Origin of the sequence: Massilia sp. S19_KUP03_FR1 (genome assembly GCF_036688685.1) — a bacterium.
Taxonomy (GTDB): domain Bacteria; phylum Pseudomonadota; class Gammaproteobacteria; order Burkholderiales; family Burkholderiaceae_D; genus JALYUM01.
In genome coordinates this window covers 47,084-64,049 of the sequence record NZ_JAQQPS010000011.1, presented here as the reverse complement: position 1 = coordinate 64,049, position 16,966 = coordinate 47,084, and the positions used below count along the sequence as shown (strand labels likewise).

Below are 16,966 nucleotides of genomic sequence, written 5' to 3'. Positions count from 1 at the left end.
TGGCCCTTCAGTGGCACTTGAAATAATCGAACGGCTCGCGGCAAGCCAGGCATTTGTAGAGCGCCTTGCACGGCGTGGAACCGAACTGGCTGGTCAGCTGGGTGTGGGTCGAGCCGCAGTTCGGGCAGGCCACCTCGGGCGCCACGAACGCGGCGCGCTTGACCCCGTTGCGCAGGCCGCTGATGTCGATGGTCTGCTGCATCGGCGGCGCAATCCCGTAGCCCTTCAACGCGGCCTTGCCGGCGTCGCTCATCCAGTCGGTGGTCCACGCGGGCGACAGCTGGTTCACCAGCCGCACCTCTTTGATGCCATGGGCATGCAGCGCGTCGGTCACCGATTCGGCGATCACCTGCATGGCCGGGCAGCCGGAATAGGTTGGCGTGATGGTCACCACGCAGGCCTCACCCATCACCGCCACGTCACGCACGATGCCCAGGTCGACGATCGAGATCACCGGGATCTCCGGATCGGCGACGTCGCCCAGCCAGGACCATACCTGGGCGGCGTCCACTATTACCATGAGGTCACCATCGCGCCCCGGGATAGGCCCGCTGCAGGAACTGCATCTCGGCCAGGATGAAGCCGAGGTGCTCGCTGTGGCGGCCCTGCTTGCCGCCGCGCTGCATCCAGGCGTCGGGGTCGGGCATCGTCAAGGTGGCTTCCGCAAAAATCTCGGCCACGTGTTCGAGGAAGGCGGCGCGCAACGGCGCGCTGGCCGGGGCCACGCCCGCTTCGACCATCGCGCGGTCAAGCGCGTCATACAAAAACATCTCGCCGCTGAACATCCACAGCGCATCGGCCGCCACCTGGATTTTGGCGTGGCTCTCGGCGGTACCGTCACCCAGGCGCACCACCAGGTCGCCGCTGCGGCGCAGGTGGTAGGTTACTTCCTTGATCGATTTCTCGGCGATTTCGGCGATGCGTGAGTCGGTCGACGCCAGCAGGCCCTGCATCAGGAAATAATGCCAGGTGTCGAAATAGAACTGCCGCATCATCGTGTCGGCATAGTTCCCGTTGGGTTGTTCGACCAGCAGGCAGCAGCGCAGCGCGTGCGCGTCGCGCAGGAAGGCCAGCGTGTCTTCGTCGCCCCCGTGCAGTTCGGCCGCGTAGCCCAGCCACATACGCGTTTGGCCCAGCAGGTCGAGCGCGACGTTGGTCAGCGCCATGTCTTCTTCCAGCGCCGGGCCCTTGCCGCACAGTTGCGAGAGCTGCTGCGACAGGATCAGTGCGTTGTCACCCTGGCGCAGCAGGTATTCGAGCTTGGGGTCGAGTGCATGCGCCATTACAGGTTCTTCACTTCTTCAGGCATCGGAAAAAAGGTCGGGTGGCGATACACCTTGCTGTTGGCCGGCTCGAACAGCGCGCCCTTGTCCGACGGGCTGCTGGCGACGATGTCGGCCGCGCGCACCACCCAGATCGACACGCCTTCGTTGCGGCGCGTGTAGACGTCGCGCGCGTTATTGACGGCCATTTCGGCGTCGGGCGCGTGCAGGCTGCCCACGTGCTTGTGCGCCAGGCCGTGCTGGCTGCGAATAAAAACTTCCCATAGTGGCCACTCTTTGCTCATGCTGCGATCTCCTTTTTTGCCGCCTGCTTGTCGGCATACGCTCCCAGCGCATCGCGGAACCAGGCGCCGTCGTCCCACGCTTTCACGCGCGTTTGCAGGCGCTCGCGGTTGCACGGGCCATTGCCCTTCAGGACGTTGTGGAACTCGCTCCAGTCGATCGCGCCGAATTCGTAGTGACCGCTTGCGGCGTTGAACTTCAGGTCGGGATCGGGCACCGTCAAGCCGAGGTAGTCGATCTGCGGGACGGTCTGGTCGACCATCCGCTGGCGCAGCTCGTCGTTGGAAAACAGCTTGATGCGCCATTTCGACGACTGCGCGCTGTTGACCGACTCGGCGTCCGATGGCCCGAACATCATCAGCGACGGCCACCACCAGCGGTTCAGCGCATCCTGCGCCATGGCCTTTTGCGCGGGCGTGCCCTTGGCCAGGCTCATCATGATGTCGTAGCCCTGGCGCGCGTGGAACGACTCTTCCTTGCAGACGCGCACCATGGCGCGCGCATACGGACCGTACGAGCAGCGGCACAGCGGGATCTGGTTGATGATGGCCGAGCCGTCGACCAGCCAGCCGATCGCACCCATGTCGGCCCACGACAGGGTCGGGTAATTGAAGATGCTCGAGTACTTGGCTTTACCGGCATGCAGCGCGGCCAGCAATTCGTCGCGCGAGACGCCCAGCGTTTCGGCGGCACTATATAGATACAGGCCGTGGCCGGCTTCGTCCTGAATCTTGGCCAGCAGGATCGCTTTGCGTTTCAGCGTCGGCGCGCGCGTGACCCAGTTGCCCTCGGGCAGCTGGCCGACGATTTCCGAGTGGGCGTGCTGTGAAATCTGGCGGATCAGGGTTTTGCGGTACGCATCCGGCATCCAGTCCTTCGCTTCGATCTTGATGCCGGCGTCAATGCGCGCCTGGAAGGCCTGCTCTTCCTCGCTCATCTCATCAATGCTCTGGACCTTCTTCAGGCCGGTTTCTACCAGTTGTGCATACATGGTGTGTCTCCCCTTGATGTGCCCATCATACGATACAGAAAAATGAATGTACACCGCGTTTTTGAATCATGTTGCGCTTTCGCGTATCCTTGTCAGCATGCAAATTGCTTCTGAATGGATCGCGGCCTTCCTCGCAACTGAACCACCGCGCTCAAAATCGCTCGTCATGACGGTCATCGGCGACGCAATCGCCCCGCACGGCGGGCGCGTCTGGCTGGGCAGCCTGATCGAGCTGCTGGCGCCGTTCGGCGTTACCGACCGCCTGCTGCGCACCAGCGTGTTCCGCCTGGCGCAGGAAGGCTGGCTGGTCGCCAAACGCGATGGCCGGCGCAGCCTTTACGCCATCGATGGCGAAGCGCTGCCGCGGCTGGAACGCGCCAACCGGCGCATCTACGCCGCCCCCGGCCTGCACTGGGATGGCCGCTGGACGCTGCTGCTCGCGCCAAATGGCAGCATCGATGCCCCCGTGCGCACGGCGCTGCGCAAGGAACTCGAATGGGAGGGTTATGCGATGCTGGCGCCCGGCGTGCTGGCCCATCCCGCGCCCGACCAGGGCAGCCTGGGCGAGATCCTGGCGCGCACCGGCGCGGCCGGCAAGGTGTTCATCTGCGCGGCGACCGAGCTGCCCGGCGGCGCCAGCCGGCCGCTGCGCGAACTGGTCGACGCGGCCTGGGACCTGCGGCCCGAAATCGACAGCTACCGCCAGTTCAGCGCGACCTTTACACCCCTGCTGGCCATCCTGCAGCGCGACGGCGCGCCCGCGCCAGGCGCGTCGTTCGCCATCCGCTCCCTGCTCATCCACGCCTACCGCCGGGTGCAACTGCACGACCCGATGCTGCCGGTCGAACTGTTGCCAGCACCCTGGCCCGGCTCGGACGCCTACGCGCTGGCCGGCGCCATTTACCGGCTGGTGGCCAGCCAGGCCGAAGCGCACGTCATGGCGCGGCTAACCGCCGAAGAGCCGGCGGCGCCGCAAGCCGATGCCGCCTACTTCGAACGTTTCGGCGGACTATAATCGTCGATCCACCATCACCAGGACACATCATGTCTATCAAGATCAGCAGCCAGTTCGACGCTGGCGCCATCGACATCGTCAGCGCCACAAGCGCCAACGCCATCGACCTGAACATCCGCAAGGACTCGCACGCCGACATCACCCAGTGGTTTTATTTCCGCCTGCAGGGCGCGCAAGGCGAGCCGTGCACAATCCGCCTGCTCAATGCCGGAAAAAGCGCCTATCCGGCCGGCTGGGAAGACTACCGCGCCTGCGCCAGCTACGACCGCATTAACTGGTTCCGCGTGCCGACTTCCTTCGACGGCAATGTGATGACCATCGAGCACACGCCGGCCATGGATAGCGTCTACTACGCCTATTTCGAGCCGTACTCGTTCGAGCGCCACCTGGAATTGCTGGACCGCGCGCAGATGTCGGAAAGCGTGCGCATGGTCGACCTGGGCAACACGGTCGACGGCCGCGACCTGAATATGCTGGTCATCGGTGACCCGGCCGCCAGCAAAAAAGTCTGGGTCATCGCGCGCCAGCACCCGGGCGAGACGATGGCCGAGTGGTTCGTCGAAGGCATGCTCGACGCCCTGCTCGACCCGGCCCACCCGTTCGGGCGCCAGCTGTTAAAAGAGTCGGTGTTCTACGTGGTACCGAACATGAACCCGGACGGCGCCGCGCGCGGCAACCTGAGAACCAACGCCGCTGGCGCCAACCTGAATCGCGAGTGGTTGAATCCCACCATGGCGCGCAGCCCGGAAGTTTTCCTCGTCAAACAGAAGATGCACGAAATTGGCTGCGACCTGTTTTTGGATGTGCACGGCGATGAAGGCCTGCCGTACGTATTCGTGGCTGGCAGCGAAGCCCTGCCCAATTTCAGCGCCGCACAAGCAGCAGCCCAGCGCCGCTTCATGGACGACTTCAAGATCGCCAGCCCCGACTTCCAGGACGTGCACGGCTACCCGCCGGCGCCGTACACGGACGAAGTGCTGACCATGGGCTCGCCGCACATCACGCACGCCTTCGGCTGCCTGTCGCTGACGCTCGAGCTGCCGTTCAAGGACAACGCCAACGATCCGGACGAGCAGGTCGGCTGGGACGGCGCACGCAGCGCACGCCTCGGCGCGGCCGTGCTGCAGCCGGTACTGCTGTCGTTGCGCGCGCAATGATGGCGCCTGCCGCCGTCATCCAGGCGCAGCTCGATGCCTTCAACGCGAAAGACCTCGACGCCCTGATGGCGACCTACGCGCCGGACGCGCAGCAGTTCGTGCTGCATGGCGAACTGCTGGCGCAGGGCCACGACGCGCTGCGGGGCCGCTACGCGATCCGCTTCGCCGAACCGGACCTGCACGCGCGCCTGCTTTCACGCACTGTGCTGGGCAAGATGGTGATCGACCTCGAAATAATCACGCGCAATTTTCCGGAGGGCGTCGGCACGCTGGAAATGCTGTGCGTGTACGAAGTCGTTGACGGCAAAATTGCGCGCGCGTCGTTCGCCACCGGCGTGCAAACGCTGGCATAAACGCCACGTGGCAAATGCGGCAACAGCTGATACACATTTGCCACGTTACGTCGTAATCATCCGACATCTGGCATGCCAGTCGCGCAAGATTATGTTGCGCCAAAGCTTCATTACTTGGCTTTTAACAATTGATTACATATTGCCGTTAGGCATGTAAGCCAAGCCGCCTCTAGCATTCTGGTTGGTACATACAACCTGATCGGGTGCGGCATGACAGTCCTTGAAACGAGCATTGGCGCGGCCCCCGCGCTGCAGATTCCCACAGCCGCAGCCAGCACGCCATCGCTGGCCCCGGTCGCCCTCGGCCTGGGCGCCTTGCTGGCCGCCTGCGGCGGCGGCGGTGGCGGCGACAGCGGCGCTGCCACGCCCGGCGCGACCACCCCCGTTACCGCCCCGGCGACGCCGGTCAGCCTGCCGACAGCCAGCCTGGCCGCGCGCTTCCTGGGCCAGGCCTCGATGGGCGCCACGCGTGCGCAGATCGAACGCGTTCAGGCTATCGGCTACAGCGCCTGGCTCGACGAGCAGATGGCCATGGCGCCGACCCAGACCCGCTGGGACTGGCTGGTAGCGAAGGGCTTCGACGCCATCGCCAACCAATACAGCGAAGCGGGCGCCGACCCGGTCATCTGGCGCAAGATGCTGTCCTCACCGGACACGCTGCGCCAGCGCATCACCTTTGCCCTGTCCGAAATCCTGGTGACGTCGGTGTCCGGTTTCAGCACCGGCTGGGTGCAATTTTCCGCCGCGGCCTACCTCGACCTGCTCGAAGCGAACGCCTTCGGCAATTACCGCACGCTGCTGCAGCAAGTGTCGACCAGCGCGCCGATGGGTGAATACCTGACCTACCGCGGCAGCGTCAAGCAGAACCTCAGCACCGGCGCCATGCCCGACGAGAACTATGCCCGCGAAGTCATGCAACTGTTCACCATCGGCCTGGTGCAGCTGAACCTGGACGGCACGCCCAAACTGAATAACGGCGCGACCCAGGAAACCTACACGCTCGACGACGTCACCGGCCTGGCGCGCGTGTTCACCGGCTGGGGCTACGACATGACCGGCACCGTCTACACCGTGCCGGAGTTCAAGCGCCGCCCAATGATCGTGACGGCCAAGAACCACGAAACCGGCACCAAGACCTTCCTCGGCACGACCATCGCGGCCGGCACCACAGGCGAAAACAGCCTGACCATGGCGCTGGACGCGATTTTCGCGCACGCGAGCCTGGCGCCCAACATCAGCCGCCAGCTGATCCAGCGCCTGGTCACCAGCAACCCGTCACCGGCTTATGTCACCCGTGTGACGGCTGTTTTCAACAACGACGGCAGCGGCGCCAAGGGCAACCTGAAGGCCGTCATCAAGGCCGTCCTGCTCGACGACGAGGCGCGCAACCCGGCCAACCTGAGCAACGCCTCTTTCGGCAAGCAGCGCGAACCGATCCTGCGCCTGGCGTCCTGGGTGCGCGCCACCGACGCCACCTCGACGGCGGATGCCTGGACCATCGGCAACACCAGCGATCCGTCCAACCGGCTGGGCCAGAGTCCCCTGCGCTCAAGCAGCGTCTTCAACTTTTTCCGCCCCGGCTACGTGCCGCCGAACAGCCCCGTGGCCACCAGCGGCATGGTCGCGCCGGAATTCGGCATCACCAATGAATCGAGCGTGGTCGGCTACCTGAATTACATGCAGGGCGTCGTCAAGAACGGCGCCGGCGATGTCAAGCCGACCTATGCGGCCTGGATGGCGCTGTCCGACAGTTCCCAGGGCCTGCTCGACGAAATCAATCTCGTGATGGCCAACGGCCAGCTCTCCGGCGCCACCATCGCGCTGCTCAAGGGCGCGCTCGACACCATGGGTTTCGGCACTGACGTGTTGCGCCTCAATCGCATCTATACCGCCCTGGTGCTGGTATTGGCAGCCCCCGAGTTCATCATCCAGAAATAAGGCAGCGCCATGAACAAACCTGACACCAATCCATCGCGCCGCGCCTTCCTGAAACGCGCCTCGGCGCTGTCGATCGCCGGCGCCGCCGCCCCGTGGGCGCTGAACCTGGCCGCGATGGCAGACGCCTCCGCAGCCGGCGCGACCGACTACAAAGCCATGGTCTGCATTTTCCTGTACGGCGGTAACGACTACGCCAACACGGTGGTGCCTTACGATGCGACCAGCTACAACGCCTACCAGGCGATGCGCCCGACCTTCGCGCACACCCGCGCGAGCCTGGACGCCACCTTGCTCAAACCACTGGCAGCCGCGCCGCTCGACTCCACCGGCGCGGCGCACCAGTACGCGCTGGCGCCCGGCCTGGCACCGATCCTGCCACTGTTCGACAGCGGCAAACTGGGCGTCATCATGAACATCGGCACCCTGATTCAGCCGACCACCAAGGCGCAGTGGAATGCCAAATCGGTGAAGCTGCCGGCCAAACTGTTTTCGCACAACGACCAGCAATCGACCTGGCAGTCGTCAGCGCCGGAAGGGGCCAAATCGGGCTGGGGCGGACGGATCGGCGATATTTTCGAGTCCGGCAATACCAATTCCACCTTCACCTGCGTGAACGTGTCGGGCAATGCGATTTTCATGTCGGGCGCCTCGGCGGTGCAGTACCAGGTCTCGACCAACGGCTCGGTGCCGCTGTCCGGCCTGAAAAACCCGCTGTTTGGCTCGTCGGCTGCCACCGAAGCGCTGCGCACGCTGATCACGCAGCCGCGCACGCACTTGCTGGAGAACGAATACAACCGAGTGGCCAAGCGCTCGATCGACGCCAACACCACATTGACGGGCGCCCTGGCCGGCAGCACCGCGCTGGCCACGCCGTTCCCGGCCGCGAATGGCCTGGGCGACCAGCTGAAAATGGTGGCACGCATGATCGCCGCAGCGCCCGCGCTGGGCGCCAAGCGCCAGGTGTTTTTCGTGTCGCTGGGCGGCTTCGACCTGCACGACAGCATGGCGACCACGCACCCGAAACTGATGAAGCTGGTGGCCGACGCGATGGCGGCGTTTTATGCCAGTACGGTGGAACTGGGCGTGGCCGACAGCGTAACCACCTTCACCGCCTCGGACTTCGGCCGCACCATGACCGGCAACAACGACGGCGCCGACCACGGCTGGGGCAGCATGCACTTCGTGATGGGTGGCGCGGTCAAGGGCCAGAGTTTATATGGCACCGCACCGGTCGTGGCCAATGGCGGCGTGGACGATGTCGGCCAGGGGCGCTTGCTGCCGACCACCTCGGTCGACCAGCTGGCGGCGACACTGGGCAAATGGATGGGAATTTCGGACAGCGGGCTGTTGACGATGCTGCCGAGTCTTTCGAACTACAACGCCAGCGCGCGCACGCTGGGTTTTTTATAAACCGTTTAGTCTTTTAGTGGTGCAATGCGCTGGCCGATGATGCACCAACGGCGCGGCTCACCGTCGACCGCGCCGACCAGGATCCAGCCGGTGCCGACTTTTTCGACGGTGACCGGGGTGCCCAGTTCAGCAGCCACTTTCGCGGCCCAGCCGAGGGCGGCGCCCTGGCCTTTGAACAGTTCATTGTCGTTGTAGATGACGGTGGCGTCGAAGACGGATTGGGAGAAGATGGTCATGTTTTACTGTGTTGGCTAATTTGAGGTGCTATGGGTCCCCGCCTGCGCGGGGATGACGGTTTTTGGTTCAACTAACATAAGCACGTCATTCCCGCGAAGGCGGGAACCCATAACCCGCCCGCAGAACCGTGAGGTGTAATCAGCTCCCGCCCACCACCATTTTTTCGATAAGAATCGACCCGGTCGTCTTGTTCCCGCGCGTCAGCACATCCGACCCGATCCCGACGATCGCCTGGAACATATCCTTCATATTCCCCGCAATCGTGATCTCTTCCACCGGATACTGAATCACGCCGTTCTCCACCCAGAACCCCGACGCCCCGCGCGAATAGTCGCCCGTGACGTAGTTGGTACCCTCGCCCATCAGTTCGGTAACCAGCAGCCCGCGATCCATCTTGCGCAGCATGCCCGCAAAATCGTCGGCCAGGCGGGTCCCGCTCGACTTCATCTCGAGGTTGTGCGACCCGCCCGCATTGCCAGTGGTCTGCATGCCGAGTTTGCGCGCCGAATACGAGGACAGGAAATACCCTTGCAGCACGCCATCGCGCACCACGTCGCGGCGTACCGTGCGCACGCCTTCTTCATCGAACGGTGCCGAACCGACGCCGCCGAGCACGAACGGGTCTTCCGTCACCGAGATATGGGTCGGGAAGATGGTGGTGCCGAGCGAATCGTTCAAAAAGGTCGACTTGCGATACAGCGCGCCACCGGACGTGGCTTGCACCAGCGCGCCCAGCAGGCCCGCAGCGAGCGGCGCCTCGAACAGCACGGGGCAGGTGACGGTGCTCATCTGGCGCGCGTTCAGGCGCGCCAGTGCGCGTTCGGCGGCGTAGCGGCCCACCGCTTCGGGTTGCGCCATGCGCATCGGGTCGCGCGCCGAGGTGTACCAGTAATCGCGCTGCATGCGCGCGCCCTTGCCGGCGATGGGCGCCACGGATAAGGTGTGGCGCGAAAACGGATAGCCGCCGATGAAGCCACGCGAATTGGCGCTGACAAAATGGGACGACTGCACGTGCACGCTGGCGCCTTCGCTGTTAGTCACGCGCGGGTCGACGTCGAACGCGGCCGCTTCGGCGCGCTGGGCCAGCACCACGGCGTCCGCCGCCGTGATGTCCCATGGGTAGCACAGGCGCAGGTCTTGCGGATCGTGTTCGTACAAAGCGGGGTCGGCCAGGCCGGCGCAATCGTCTTCGGCCGTGAAGCGGGCGATGTTGTAAGCCGCATCGACCGTGGCGCGCAGGGCGGCGGCGGAAAAATCGGAGGTGCTGGCGTTACCGCGGCGCTGGCCGATATACACCGTCACGCCCATGCCCTTGTCCTTGTTTTGTTCGATCGTCTCGATTTTGCCCTTGCGGACCGACACGGACAAGCCGCCGCCTTCGGAGAATTCGACCGCTGCATCGCTGCCGCCCTTTTCTTTCGCAAACGCAAGCACGTCGCGCGCGAGCTGCTTGAGCTGGTCCTGGGTGTGGGTGAACATGCTGTCGTTCATGGCGTCTTCTTAGGCTGGCTTCGTAAAACAGGTATCATAGCAGCCGTTTACTGTTTTTACCGGTCGGCCCAAAGCCTGTCGGATCGATATCATGCCAAATCCAAACCGCGGAGCCTGCGGGTTCCAATCCTCCGAATTCGAGCAGGAATACGAGCGCCCGTCCAAATCCGAAGCCAAGCGCGAGAGCGACGCCCTGCAAAAGCTCGGCGCACTGCTGGTGGCGGAGGCGCGCGACCGTGTCAAGCGCGTCCCGATGCCGGAGGACGTGCGCGATGCGATCCTGATGTGCCAGACCATCACCAACCACGAAGGCCGCCGCCGCCAGCTGCAATTCGTCGGCAAGAAGATGCGTACCCTCGATGAAGCGGAAATCGCCATCATCCAGCGCACCATCGACAGCTGGAAAGGGGCCTCGAAGTCCGAGACCGCCGCCCTGCACGCGCTCGAGCGCCGCCGCGAAAAACTGCTGGCAGACGATGCTGCCCTGACCGTGCTGCTGGCCGAACACCCGGAACTCGATGTGCAGCACCTGCGCACCCTGATCCGCAATGCACGCAAAGAGCAGGCCGAGAACAAGCCGCCAAAAGCCTACCGCGAGATCTTCCAGATCCTCAAGGACCTGAACAAGCCGGTAGCCAAATCCGAAGACGACGAAGACGTTATCGAGGACGACGCCGATGAACACGACGACAAATGAAGACGCAGTTGAGCTGGCGGGTGAGCTTATAGTCGGCCTGGTCTCGGTCTCTGACCGCGCCAGCGCTGGTGTGTATACCGACGAAGGTATCCCTGCCTTGTCAGCCTGGCTGGCGTCGGCCATTTCTTCCCCCTTCCGCATCGAATCGCGCCTGATTCCCGATGAGCGCGACGACATCGAAAGCACGCTACTGGAACTGGTCGATGAGCGCCAGTGCCACCTTGTGCTGACCACTGGCGGCACCGGCCCTGCGCGGCGCGACGTCACGCCGGAAGCGACCCTCGCCGTCTCAACGCGCGACATGCCCGGTTTCGGCGAGCAGATGCGCCAGATCAGCCTGCGCTTCGTGCCCACCGCGATTCTGTCGCGCCAGGTGGCCGTGATCCGTGAAATTGGCGAGCACGCCGCGCTGATCATGAATTTGCCGGGCCAGCCAAAAGCCATCAAGGAAACGCTGGAAGGCCTGAAGGACGCGGACGGTGCGATGCTGGTGGCCGGCATCTTCGCCGCCGTCCCCTACTGCATCGACCTGATCGGTGGCCCCTACATCGACACCAACGACGCCGTCTGCAAGGCGTTCCGCCCGAAGTCGGCGCAGCGACCCGCCAAAGTTTAAGAGACCCACAATGACCAAGCTGCTGGAAAATATCGAAATCGAGACCGCGCCCAATCCCTCGGTCGCCATCATCTGGATGCACGGCCTGGGCGCCGACGGCAACGACTTCGTGCCGCTGGTGCGCGAGCTCGATCTGACCGGCTTGCCGGGCATTCGCTTCGTGTTTCCCAGCGCCGGCATGATGCCGGTCACGGTCAACAACGGCTATGTGATGCGCTCGTGGTATGACATCAAGGGCGCCGACCTGGTCAACCGGGAAGACGAAGCCGGCCTGCGTGCGTCGCAGGTGCAGATCGAAGCGCTGATCGCGCGCGAAAAAGCGCGCGGCATTCCGGCCTCGCGCATCATCCTGGCCGGCTTCTCGCAAGGCTGCGCGATGACGCTGCAGACTGGTTTACGCCATCCGGAAACCCTGGCCGGCATGCTGTGCCTGTCCGGCTACCTGCCGCTGGCGCCAAAAGCGGCGGCCGAACACACGCCGCAAAGCCTGGCCACGCCGATCTTCATGGCCCATGGCCACCAGGACGGCGTGGTACCGATCGTGCGCGCCGAAGCGTCGCGTGATGCGGTGGTGGCGCTGGGTTACCAGGTCGAATGGCACGCCTACCAGATGCAGCACTCGCTGTGCCAGGACGAGGTCGACGATATTGCCAAGTGGTTGAAAAAAGTTTTAGCGTAGTCTTTTAGGAGGACATCATGGCAAAGAAGGAAGTACTCGACGAAGAAACGTTGGCGCTGATTCACTGGTGCATCGAGGTCGAAGGTTTCCTGGTCGCCGGCGGCGCCACGCAGAAGCAGGCGCAGGACCATATCGAGGAAGAAGTCGAATGGTTTACGGACCAGTTTTATGATGGCTTGACGCCGGAAGAGGCGGCGAAGGAGGCGTTGGCTTGATCATGGCGCCGTCACTGCATTGAGGTGGCATGGGTCCCGGCCTGCGCCGGGATGACGGTCTTAAGTGCGTTGGCTTTAAAACCGTCATCCCGGCGAAGGCCGGGACCCATACCCCGCAAGATCTGCGAGGAAAAGCGCCTGCACCTCTACATCCCCTTGAACAGATACTGAAACCGCTGGCTCACCGGCACCCTTCCCGCATGCCCCCGTAAATTCACCCACAACGCCCCATCCACCCCCCGCACCGCCGACGCAATCCGCTTCACCGCCACCATATACCCGCGGTGCACCTGCCAGAACGCCGCCCCATCGAGCGCCTCCCCCAGTTCCTTGAGCGACAGCCGGATATGCGCCTCCATGGTGTCCGTCACCACCCGCGTGTACTTCGCATCCGCACAAAAATACACCACATCGGCCAGGTCGATGAAGTGGATCGCCGAGCCCACACTGGCCTGCAGCCATGACGGCGCCGCCTTCGCCTGCAGCCTGCGCATCAGCGGCCCCAGGTCCGGCGGTGGCGCGCCAAGCCGCTCGCGCACGCGCGCGATGGTGCGCGCCAGGCGCTCCATGCCGATCGGCTTGACCACGTAATCGATCGCGCCCTGCTCGAACGCCGCCACCGCATGCTCCTGGTATGCCGTCACGAACACGATATGCGTGGCCGCGCCGAATACCTGCGCCAGCGCCAGGCCGTCCAGGCCCGGCATGCGGATGTCAAGAAATGCGATGTCCGGCGCCAGCGCACGGCCGAGGCGCAGCGCTTCGATGCCATCGGCCGCTTCGGCCACGATCTGCGCCTCTGGCCACAGCAAGGCCAGCGCCTCGCGCAGTTCGGCGCGCAGCAGCGGCTCGTCGTCGGCGATCAAAATACGGGGCGCGCTCATGCCGGCAGCACCAGGACCGCGTCCGCGCCGCCACCAGCGCGCGCTGCCAGCTGAAACGTCGCGCGGCCAGCGTACAGGGCCTTCAGGCGTTCGCGCAGGTTGCGCAGGCCGACGCCACTGCCCAGCACCGCCTGGCCGATGCCCGCGCCGTCGTCGCTGACGCGGATGCGCACCCCGGCCTCAAGCAGCTCAACCTCGACGCTCACCGCCACCACGCCAGGCTGCGGCTCGACGCCATGCTGCACGGCGTTCTCCACCAGCGTCATCAACAGCAGCGGCGGCATCGGCAGCAGCGCCAGTGCGGGTGGACAGTCGACCATGTACAGCAGGCGCGCGCCGAAGCGCACCTGCATCAGCGCCAGATAGTGGCCGGCCAGCTCGCATTCGCGCCCGACCGTCGACGCCTCGGCGCGCAAGTCCGGCAAGGCGCTGTGCAGGTAGGCGATCAGGTGTTCCAGCATCTGCGCCGCGCGTTCCGGATCGTTGCGCGCCAGGTAGCGGGCATTGGCCAAGGTGTTATACAGAAAATGCGGCTCGACCTGGGCTTGCAGCGCTTTGAGTTCGGCCGCCAGCGCGGCATGGCGCAGCGACGCCATCTGTGCGGCACGCTGCCGGATCTGTCCTTGCCACTGCGGCAGACCGAGGATGGCGGTGCTGATGCCAAACGCACAAGCGAGCAACTGGAGGTCGGGCAAGCGGCCCGCCGCCAGCGCCGCGCTCCAGGCGTGATACAGCGGCAGCGCCACCGCGGTGCCGCAGGCAGTGGCGGCCAGCAGGCAGGCCCATTTGCCGATCCATCCGCGCACCAGCGGCAGCAGGCTGGCGGCCAGCAGCAGCGGCAGCATGATCGCGCCGAACAGGCCGAGCCAGGCGAAGCGGCGCAGCCAGAACGCACCGGCCACCAGCACGGCCAGGATCAGCAGCGCCAGCAATCTGTCCCGCACGACTGCGCTCACAGCGACGGCGTCACCGGCAGTTTCTGCTGCGCCGTCGGCATGGTATCGACCGGCACATCGGTACCGACGGTCTCCAGCGCCAACTGGTCGATCCATACCTGGCCGATACCATTGTCGATGACGCCAAATGCAATGGCCGTGGCATCCATCGGCACGTCCAGCACCACGCTGCGCTCCTGCCAACCGGTCGTGCCTTTGATCGGTTTGTCGTAGCTGTTGTAGAGGGTGATCCGGCCGAGGTCCGGCGTATCGATGCGCATCCACAGTCCCGACCAACCGGTGACGTTTTCCGTGCGTACGCGCGCGCGGAAACGCACCCGCTGGCCCAGGTAATTCTGCGCCGAGATGAACTGCCCCAGCGAGCCCCAGACGCCGGCCTCGCCGGTTTTATTGCGAATGAATTTGGCGCCCTTGAACCCGTCGGACTGATCGATACCACCTTCGAAACTTTTGGCGTTCTGGCCCGTGACGACCCATGGCGCAGGCAGTGGTTCAGGCGCGGCGGCCAGCGCCAGCACGGAAGTTGCGGCAATCGCCGCGGCCAGGACGTAATATGGTTTCATCGGTTTCTCCGGTTACGTGACGAATTGTCACACAAGCAGCGTAACCGGCGCCAGCGTAGCCGTGATCACCGTGCGACGAGCGCCCTGCCGGTCAAGACAAGCGCGGCTCTCAGGCGACGATCAGTCGGGCAGCGCAGCAGCGCTGGACGGCGGCACATCCGTTTGCGCCGTATTCATCACCATCGCCAGAAAAGTGTAATAGCCGTTGATGCCCATCAGGTCGACCACGCCGTGCTCGCCGAACAGCGCCAGCGCATCGGCATACACCCGGTCCGAGACGCGTTTATCGCGGTGCAGCTCGACGCAAAAGTCGTGCACGACGGCTTCGTCGACCAGCATGGTGGCGGGCCGCTCGCGCCGGGCAATGGCCGCAATCACGTCGGCGGGAATCCCGACCTGCACGGCAATCGGCGCGTGGATCGCCCACTCGACCTGCTGGTTCCATACACGCGCCGTGACCAGAATCGCCAGCTCCGACAGGCGCACCCCGATGGCGCTGCGATAGCGCAGGTATTCACCCATGCGCTGGGCCGCCTCCATCAGCTCGGGGCTGCGCAGCAGCGGGATGAAGGGGCCGTAGACGGCGCCGCGGGGGCCGGCGATGATGGCATCGGATGCGGCGCGTTGCGCCTCTGTCATCTCGCTCTCTTGCAGGGGTCCGAGTCGATCGCGCATTGTTGGATTTGTGTCTCGCTGGAAAATTAAGTGGACAGCTTACGCTAAAAATCAAACGCTCCCGTTATGCGTACGCTTACCTTGGACTCTCCATTTTCAGCCAGGAGGGAGCCGAACCATGACGCATATTATCCACCGCAGCCTGCGCCAGACGCCACCTGTCGCGGTGCGTGGCGAAGGCATGTACCTGATCGACGCCAACGGTAAAGCCTATCTCGACGCCAGCGGCGGCGCGGCGGTGTCGTCGCTGGGCCACGGCCAACGCGACGTGATTGCGGCCATGCACCGCCAGATCGACCGCTGCGCCTACGCGCATACGGCCTTCTTCACCACCGAGGTGGCCGAACAACTGGCCGATACGCTCGTTGCCGGCGCGCCCGCCGGCATCAAAGCCGTGTACCTGGTGTCGGGCGGCTCGGAGGCAATGGAGACGGCATTGAAACTGGCGCGCCAGTATGTCGTCGAAAAGGGCGAGCCGGACCGCACCATCTTCATCGCGCGGCGCCAGAGTTATCACGGCAACACGCTGGGCGCGCTGGCTGTGGGCGGCAATGCCTGGCGCCGCAAGCCGTTCGCGCCGCTGCTGATGAACGTGGCGCGCGTCTCTCCCTGCTACGCCTACCGCGACCGGCTGGCCAGTCAATCGATCGCCGACTACACCCATGCGCTGCTGGCCGAACTGGAGACGGCGATCCTGGCGGCCGGCGCCCACAACGTGATCGGCTTCGTCGCCGAGCCGGTGGTGGGCGCTACCGGCGGCGCAATTGCGCCCACGCCTGACTATTTTGCCGGCGTGCGCGCACTGTGCGACCACTACGGCATCCTGTTCATCGCCGACGAAGTCATGTGCGGCATGGGGCGCACCGGCACCATGTACGCGATCGAGCAGGAGGGGGTGGCGCCGGACATCATCGCGGTAGCCAAGGGGCTGGCCGCAGGTTACCAGCCAATCGGTGCGGTGCTGGCCTCGGCCGCCATCGTCGACTGCCTGCGCATGGGGAGCGGCGCATTCCTGCATGGGCATACCTATATCGGGCATCCGGTAGCAGCGGCCGCCGCACTGGCGGTGCAGCAGGTGATTGCGCGCGATGGGCTGTTGGCGCAAGTGCGTGCGCGCGGGGACTATTTACGCAGCCTGCTGGTCGACACGTTTGGCGCGCATCCGCACGTGGGCGACATTCGCGGACGCGGCCTGTTCATGGCGCTGGAGTTCGTGCGCGACCGCGACAGCAAGGCGCCGTTTGCGCCGGAGCGCAAGCTGCATGCGGTGCTCAAGAGCGAGGCGATGGCGCGCGGTTTGATGGTGTATCCAATGGGGGGGACGATCGATGGGCAGAACGGAGATCATGTGCTTCTGGCGCCGCCGTTTATCGCGAGTGAGGCGGATTTGGAGGAGATGGTGTCGCGCTTGAGGGGGGCGGTGGATGCGGCGGTTGGGTAAAGCGTTTTGCGTCACTGAGCGAAGGTGGTATAGGTCCCGGCCTGCGCCGGGACCTATACCACCCATGAAAATTATGTAAACGA

General features: G+C 64.6%; 20 protein-coding genes. 10 read left to right on the top strand and 10 right to left on the bottom strand.

Features of this window, described 5'->3' with window-relative positions:
- Positions 1-7: 7 nt before the first annotated feature.
- Genes paaD through paaA form a run of 4 tightly spaced genes read right to left on the bottom strand, consistent with a single transcriptional unit; the run spans position 8 to position 2,556 of the window.
- Positions 8-520 carry a 1,2-phenylacetyl-CoA epoxidase subunit PaaD gene (gene paaD / locus V6M87_RS13715; protein ID WP_332877200.1) on the bottom strand — a complete coding sequence of 171 codons (513 nt, stop codon included), beginning with the start codon at positions 518-520 and terminating at the stop codon, positions 8-10.
- A 4-nt stretch (positions 521-524) separates the two neighbouring features.
- A complete protein-coding gene (paaC, locus tag V6M87_RS13710) occupies positions 525-1,283 on the bottom strand; it encodes a 1,2-phenylacetyl-CoA epoxidase subunit PaaC (protein ID WP_332877199.1) in 759 nt (252 codons plus the stop codon).
- On the bottom strand, positions 1,283-1,567 hold the full coding sequence (paaB, locus tag V6M87_RS13705; RefSeq protein WP_019923200.1) for a 1,2-phenylacetyl-CoA epoxidase subunit PaaB: 285 nt from the start codon (positions 1,565-1,567) through the stop codon (positions 1,283-1,285). Before paaB ends, paaC begins: the two co-directional genes overlap by 1 nt.
- Positions 1,564-2,556, bottom strand: a complete 993-nt coding sequence (gene paaA, locus V6M87_RS13700) for a 1,2-phenylacetyl-CoA epoxidase subunit PaaA (RefSeq protein ID WP_332877198.1) — start codon at positions 2,554-2,556, stop codon at positions 1,564-1,566. The genes paaB and paaA overlap by 4 nt, the downstream gene beginning before the upstream one ends.
- Positions 2,557-2,653: 97 nt before the next feature.
- Here paaA and paaX point away from each other — a divergent pair, with 97 nt between their 5' ends.
- The 5 genes from paaX (at position 2,654) to V6M87_RS13675 (ending at position 8,429) form a co-directional block, all read left to right on the top strand.
- On the top strand, positions 2,654-3,571 hold the full coding sequence (gene paaX, locus V6M87_RS13695) for a phenylacetic acid degradation operon negative regulatory protein PaaX (protein WP_332877197.1): 918 nt from the start codon (positions 2,654-2,656) through the stop codon (positions 3,569-3,571).
- A 29-nt stretch (positions 3,572-3,600) separates the two neighbouring features.
- Complete coding sequence (locus V6M87_RS13690) at positions 3,601-4,728, top strand: M14 family metallopeptidase (RefSeq protein WP_332877195.1); 1,128 nt, start codon at positions 3,601-3,603, stop codon at positions 4,726-4,728.
- Positions 4,725-5,081, top strand: a complete 357-nt coding sequence (locus V6M87_RS13685; RefSeq protein WP_332877194.1) for a nuclear transport factor 2 family protein — start codon at positions 4,725-4,727, stop codon at positions 5,079-5,081. Before V6M87_RS13690 ends, V6M87_RS13685 begins: the two co-directional genes overlap by 4 nt.
- A gap of 210 nt (positions 5,082-5,291) precedes the next feature.
- Positions 5,292-7,019: a DUF1800 domain-containing protein gene (locus V6M87_RS13680; RefSeq protein ID WP_332877193.1), complete on the top strand. Its 1,728-nt coding sequence runs from the start codon at positions 5,292-5,294 to the stop codon at positions 7,017-7,019.
- A gap of 9 nt (positions 7,020-7,028) precedes the next feature.
- Positions 7,029-8,429, top strand: a complete 1,401-nt coding sequence (locus V6M87_RS13675) for a DUF1501 domain-containing protein (RefSeq protein ID WP_332877192.1) — start codon at positions 7,029-7,031, stop codon at positions 8,427-8,429.
- A gap of 5 nt (positions 8,430-8,434) precedes the next feature.
- On the opposite strand, the gene V6M87_RS13670 is transcribed toward V6M87_RS13675, so the two are convergent.
- On the bottom strand, positions 8,435-8,665 hold the full coding sequence (locus V6M87_RS13670) for a hypothetical protein (RefSeq protein WP_332877191.1): 231 nt from the start codon (positions 8,663-8,665) through the stop codon (positions 8,435-8,437).
- A 139-nt stretch (positions 8,666-8,804) separates the two neighbouring features.
- The gene (gene pmbA, locus V6M87_RS13665) at positions 8,805-10,157 is read right to left on the bottom strand and encodes a metalloprotease PmbA (RefSeq protein ID WP_332877190.1); all 1,353 of its coding nucleotides are present in this window, start codon (positions 10,155-10,157) and stop codon (positions 8,805-8,807) included.
- 91 nt (positions 10,158-10,248) lie between these two features.
- Here pmbA and yjgA point away from each other — a divergent pair, with 91 nt between their 5' ends.
- From yjgA to V6M87_RS13645, 4 genes are read left to right on the top strand one after another with little or no spacing between them, the layout of a single operon-like run.
- Entirely contained in the window at positions 10,249-10,854 is a 606-nt protein-coding gene (gene yjgA / locus V6M87_RS13660; RefSeq protein ID WP_332877189.1) for a ribosome biogenesis factor YjgA, read from the top strand.
- Positions 10,835-11,470 carry a molybdopterin adenylyltransferase gene (gene mog, locus V6M87_RS13655; protein WP_332877188.1) on the top strand — a complete coding sequence of 212 codons (636 nt, stop codon included), beginning with the start codon at positions 10,835-10,837 and terminating at the stop codon, positions 11,468-11,470. Before yjgA ends, mog begins: the two co-directional genes overlap by 20 nt.
- Positions 11,471-11,480: 10 nt before the next feature.
- Entirely contained in the window at positions 11,481-12,149 is a 669-nt protein-coding gene (locus V6M87_RS13650) for an alpha/beta hydrolase (RefSeq protein WP_332877187.1), read from the top strand.
- Positions 12,150-12,166: 17 nt separating this feature from the next.
- Complete coding sequence (locus tag V6M87_RS13645) at positions 12,167-12,364, top strand: hypothetical protein (RefSeq protein ID WP_332877186.1); 198 nt, start codon at positions 12,167-12,169, stop codon at positions 12,362-12,364.
- Positions 12,365-12,510: 146 nt separating this feature from the next.
- On the opposite strand, the gene V6M87_RS13640 is transcribed toward V6M87_RS13645, so the two are convergent.
- From V6M87_RS13640 to V6M87_RS13625, 4 genes are all read right to left on the bottom strand, one after another.
- Positions 12,511-13,248 carry a LytR/AlgR family response regulator transcription factor gene (locus V6M87_RS13640; protein ID WP_332877185.1) on the bottom strand — a complete coding sequence of 246 codons (738 nt, stop codon included), beginning with the start codon at positions 13,246-13,248 and terminating at the stop codon, positions 12,511-12,513.
- The gene (locus V6M87_RS13635; protein WP_332877184.1) at positions 13,245-14,192 is read right to left on the bottom strand and encodes a sensor histidine kinase; all 948 of its coding nucleotides are present in this window, start codon (positions 14,190-14,192) and stop codon (positions 13,245-13,247) included. Before V6M87_RS13635 ends, V6M87_RS13640 begins: the two co-directional genes overlap by 4 nt.
- Before the next feature lie 8 nt (positions 14,193-14,200).
- A complete protein-coding gene (locus V6M87_RS13630; RefSeq protein WP_332877183.1) occupies positions 14,201-14,767 on the bottom strand; it encodes a transcriptional regulator in 567 nt (188 codons plus the stop codon).
- Between the two features lie 120 nt (positions 14,768-14,887).
- Positions 14,888-15,442 carry a carboxymuconolactone decarboxylase family protein gene (locus V6M87_RS13625; RefSeq protein WP_332877182.1) on the bottom strand — a complete coding sequence of 185 codons (555 nt, stop codon included), beginning with the start codon at positions 15,440-15,442 and terminating at the stop codon, positions 14,888-14,890.
- A 118-nt stretch (positions 15,443-15,560) separates the two neighbouring features.
- Between V6M87_RS13625 and V6M87_RS13620 the strand changes: the two genes are divergently transcribed.
- Entirely contained in the window at positions 15,561-16,883 is a 1,323-nt protein-coding gene (locus V6M87_RS13620) for an aspartate aminotransferase family protein (protein WP_332877181.1), read from the top strand.
- Positions 16,884-16,966: the final 83 nt, after the last annotated feature.

Coding starts and splice junctions, on each gene's coding strand:
- paaD (WP_332877200.1), bottom strand. CDS start 520: ATGGTAATAGTGGACGCCGCCCAGGTATGGTCCTGGCTGGGCGACGTC.
- paaC (WP_332877199.1), bottom strand. CDS start 1,283: ATGGCGCATGCACTCGACCCCAAGCTCGAATACCTGCTGCGCCAGGGT.
- paaB (WP_019923200.1), bottom strand. CDS start 1,567: ATGAGCAAAGAGTGGCCACTATGGGAAGTTTTTATTCGCAGCCAGCAC.
- paaA (WP_332877198.1), bottom strand. CDS start 2,556: ATGTATGCACAACTGGTAGAAACCGGCCTGAAGAAGGTCCAGAGCATT.
- paaX (WP_332877197.1), top strand. CDS start 2,654: ATGCAAATTGCTTCTGAATGGATCGCGGCCTTCCTCGCAACTGAACCA.
- V6M87_RS13690 (WP_332877195.1), top strand. CDS start 3,601: ATGTCTATCAAGATCAGCAGCCAGTTCGACGCTGGCGCCATCGACATC.
- V6M87_RS13685 (WP_332877194.1), top strand. CDS start 4,725: ATGATGGCGCCTGCCGCCGTCATCCAGGCGCAGCTCGATGCCTTCAAC.
- V6M87_RS13680 (WP_332877193.1), top strand. CDS start 5,292: ATGACAGTCCTTGAAACGAGCATTGGCGCGGCCCCCGCGCTGCAGATT.
- V6M87_RS13675 (WP_332877192.1), top strand. CDS start 7,029: ATGAACAAACCTGACACCAATCCATCGCGCCGCGCCTTCCTGAAACGC.
- V6M87_RS13670 (WP_332877191.1), bottom strand. CDS start 8,665: ATGACCATCTTCTCCCAATCCGTCTTCGACGCCACCGTCATCTACAAC.
- pmbA (WP_332877190.1), bottom strand. CDS start 10,157: ATGAACGACAGCATGTTCACCCACACCCAGGACCAGCTCAAGCAGCTC.
- yjgA (WP_332877189.1), top strand. CDS start 10,249: ATGCCAAATCCAAACCGCGGAGCCTGCGGGTTCCAATCCTCCGAATTC.
- mog (WP_332877188.1), top strand. CDS start 10,835: ATGAACACGACGACAAATGAAGACGCAGTTGAGCTGGCGGGTGAGCTT.
- V6M87_RS13650 (WP_332877187.1), top strand. CDS start 11,481: ATGACCAAGCTGCTGGAAAATATCGAAATCGAGACCGCGCCCAATCCC.
- V6M87_RS13645 (WP_332877186.1), top strand. CDS start 12,167: ATGGCAAAGAAGGAAGTACTCGACGAAGAAACGTTGGCGCTGATTCAC.
- V6M87_RS13640 (WP_332877185.1), bottom strand. CDS start 13,248: ATGAGCGCGCCCCGTATTTTGATCGCCGACGACGAGCCGCTGCTGCGC.
- V6M87_RS13630 (WP_332877183.1), bottom strand. CDS start 14,767: ATGAAACCATATTACGTCCTGGCCGCGGCGATTGCCGCAACTTCCGTG.
- V6M87_RS13625 (WP_332877182.1), bottom strand. CDS start 15,442: ATGCGCGATCGACTCGGACCCCTGCAAGAGAGCGAGATGACAGAGGCG.
- V6M87_RS13620 (WP_332877181.1), top strand. CDS start 15,561: ATGACGCATATTATCCACCGCAGCCTGCGCCAGACGCCACCTGTCGCG.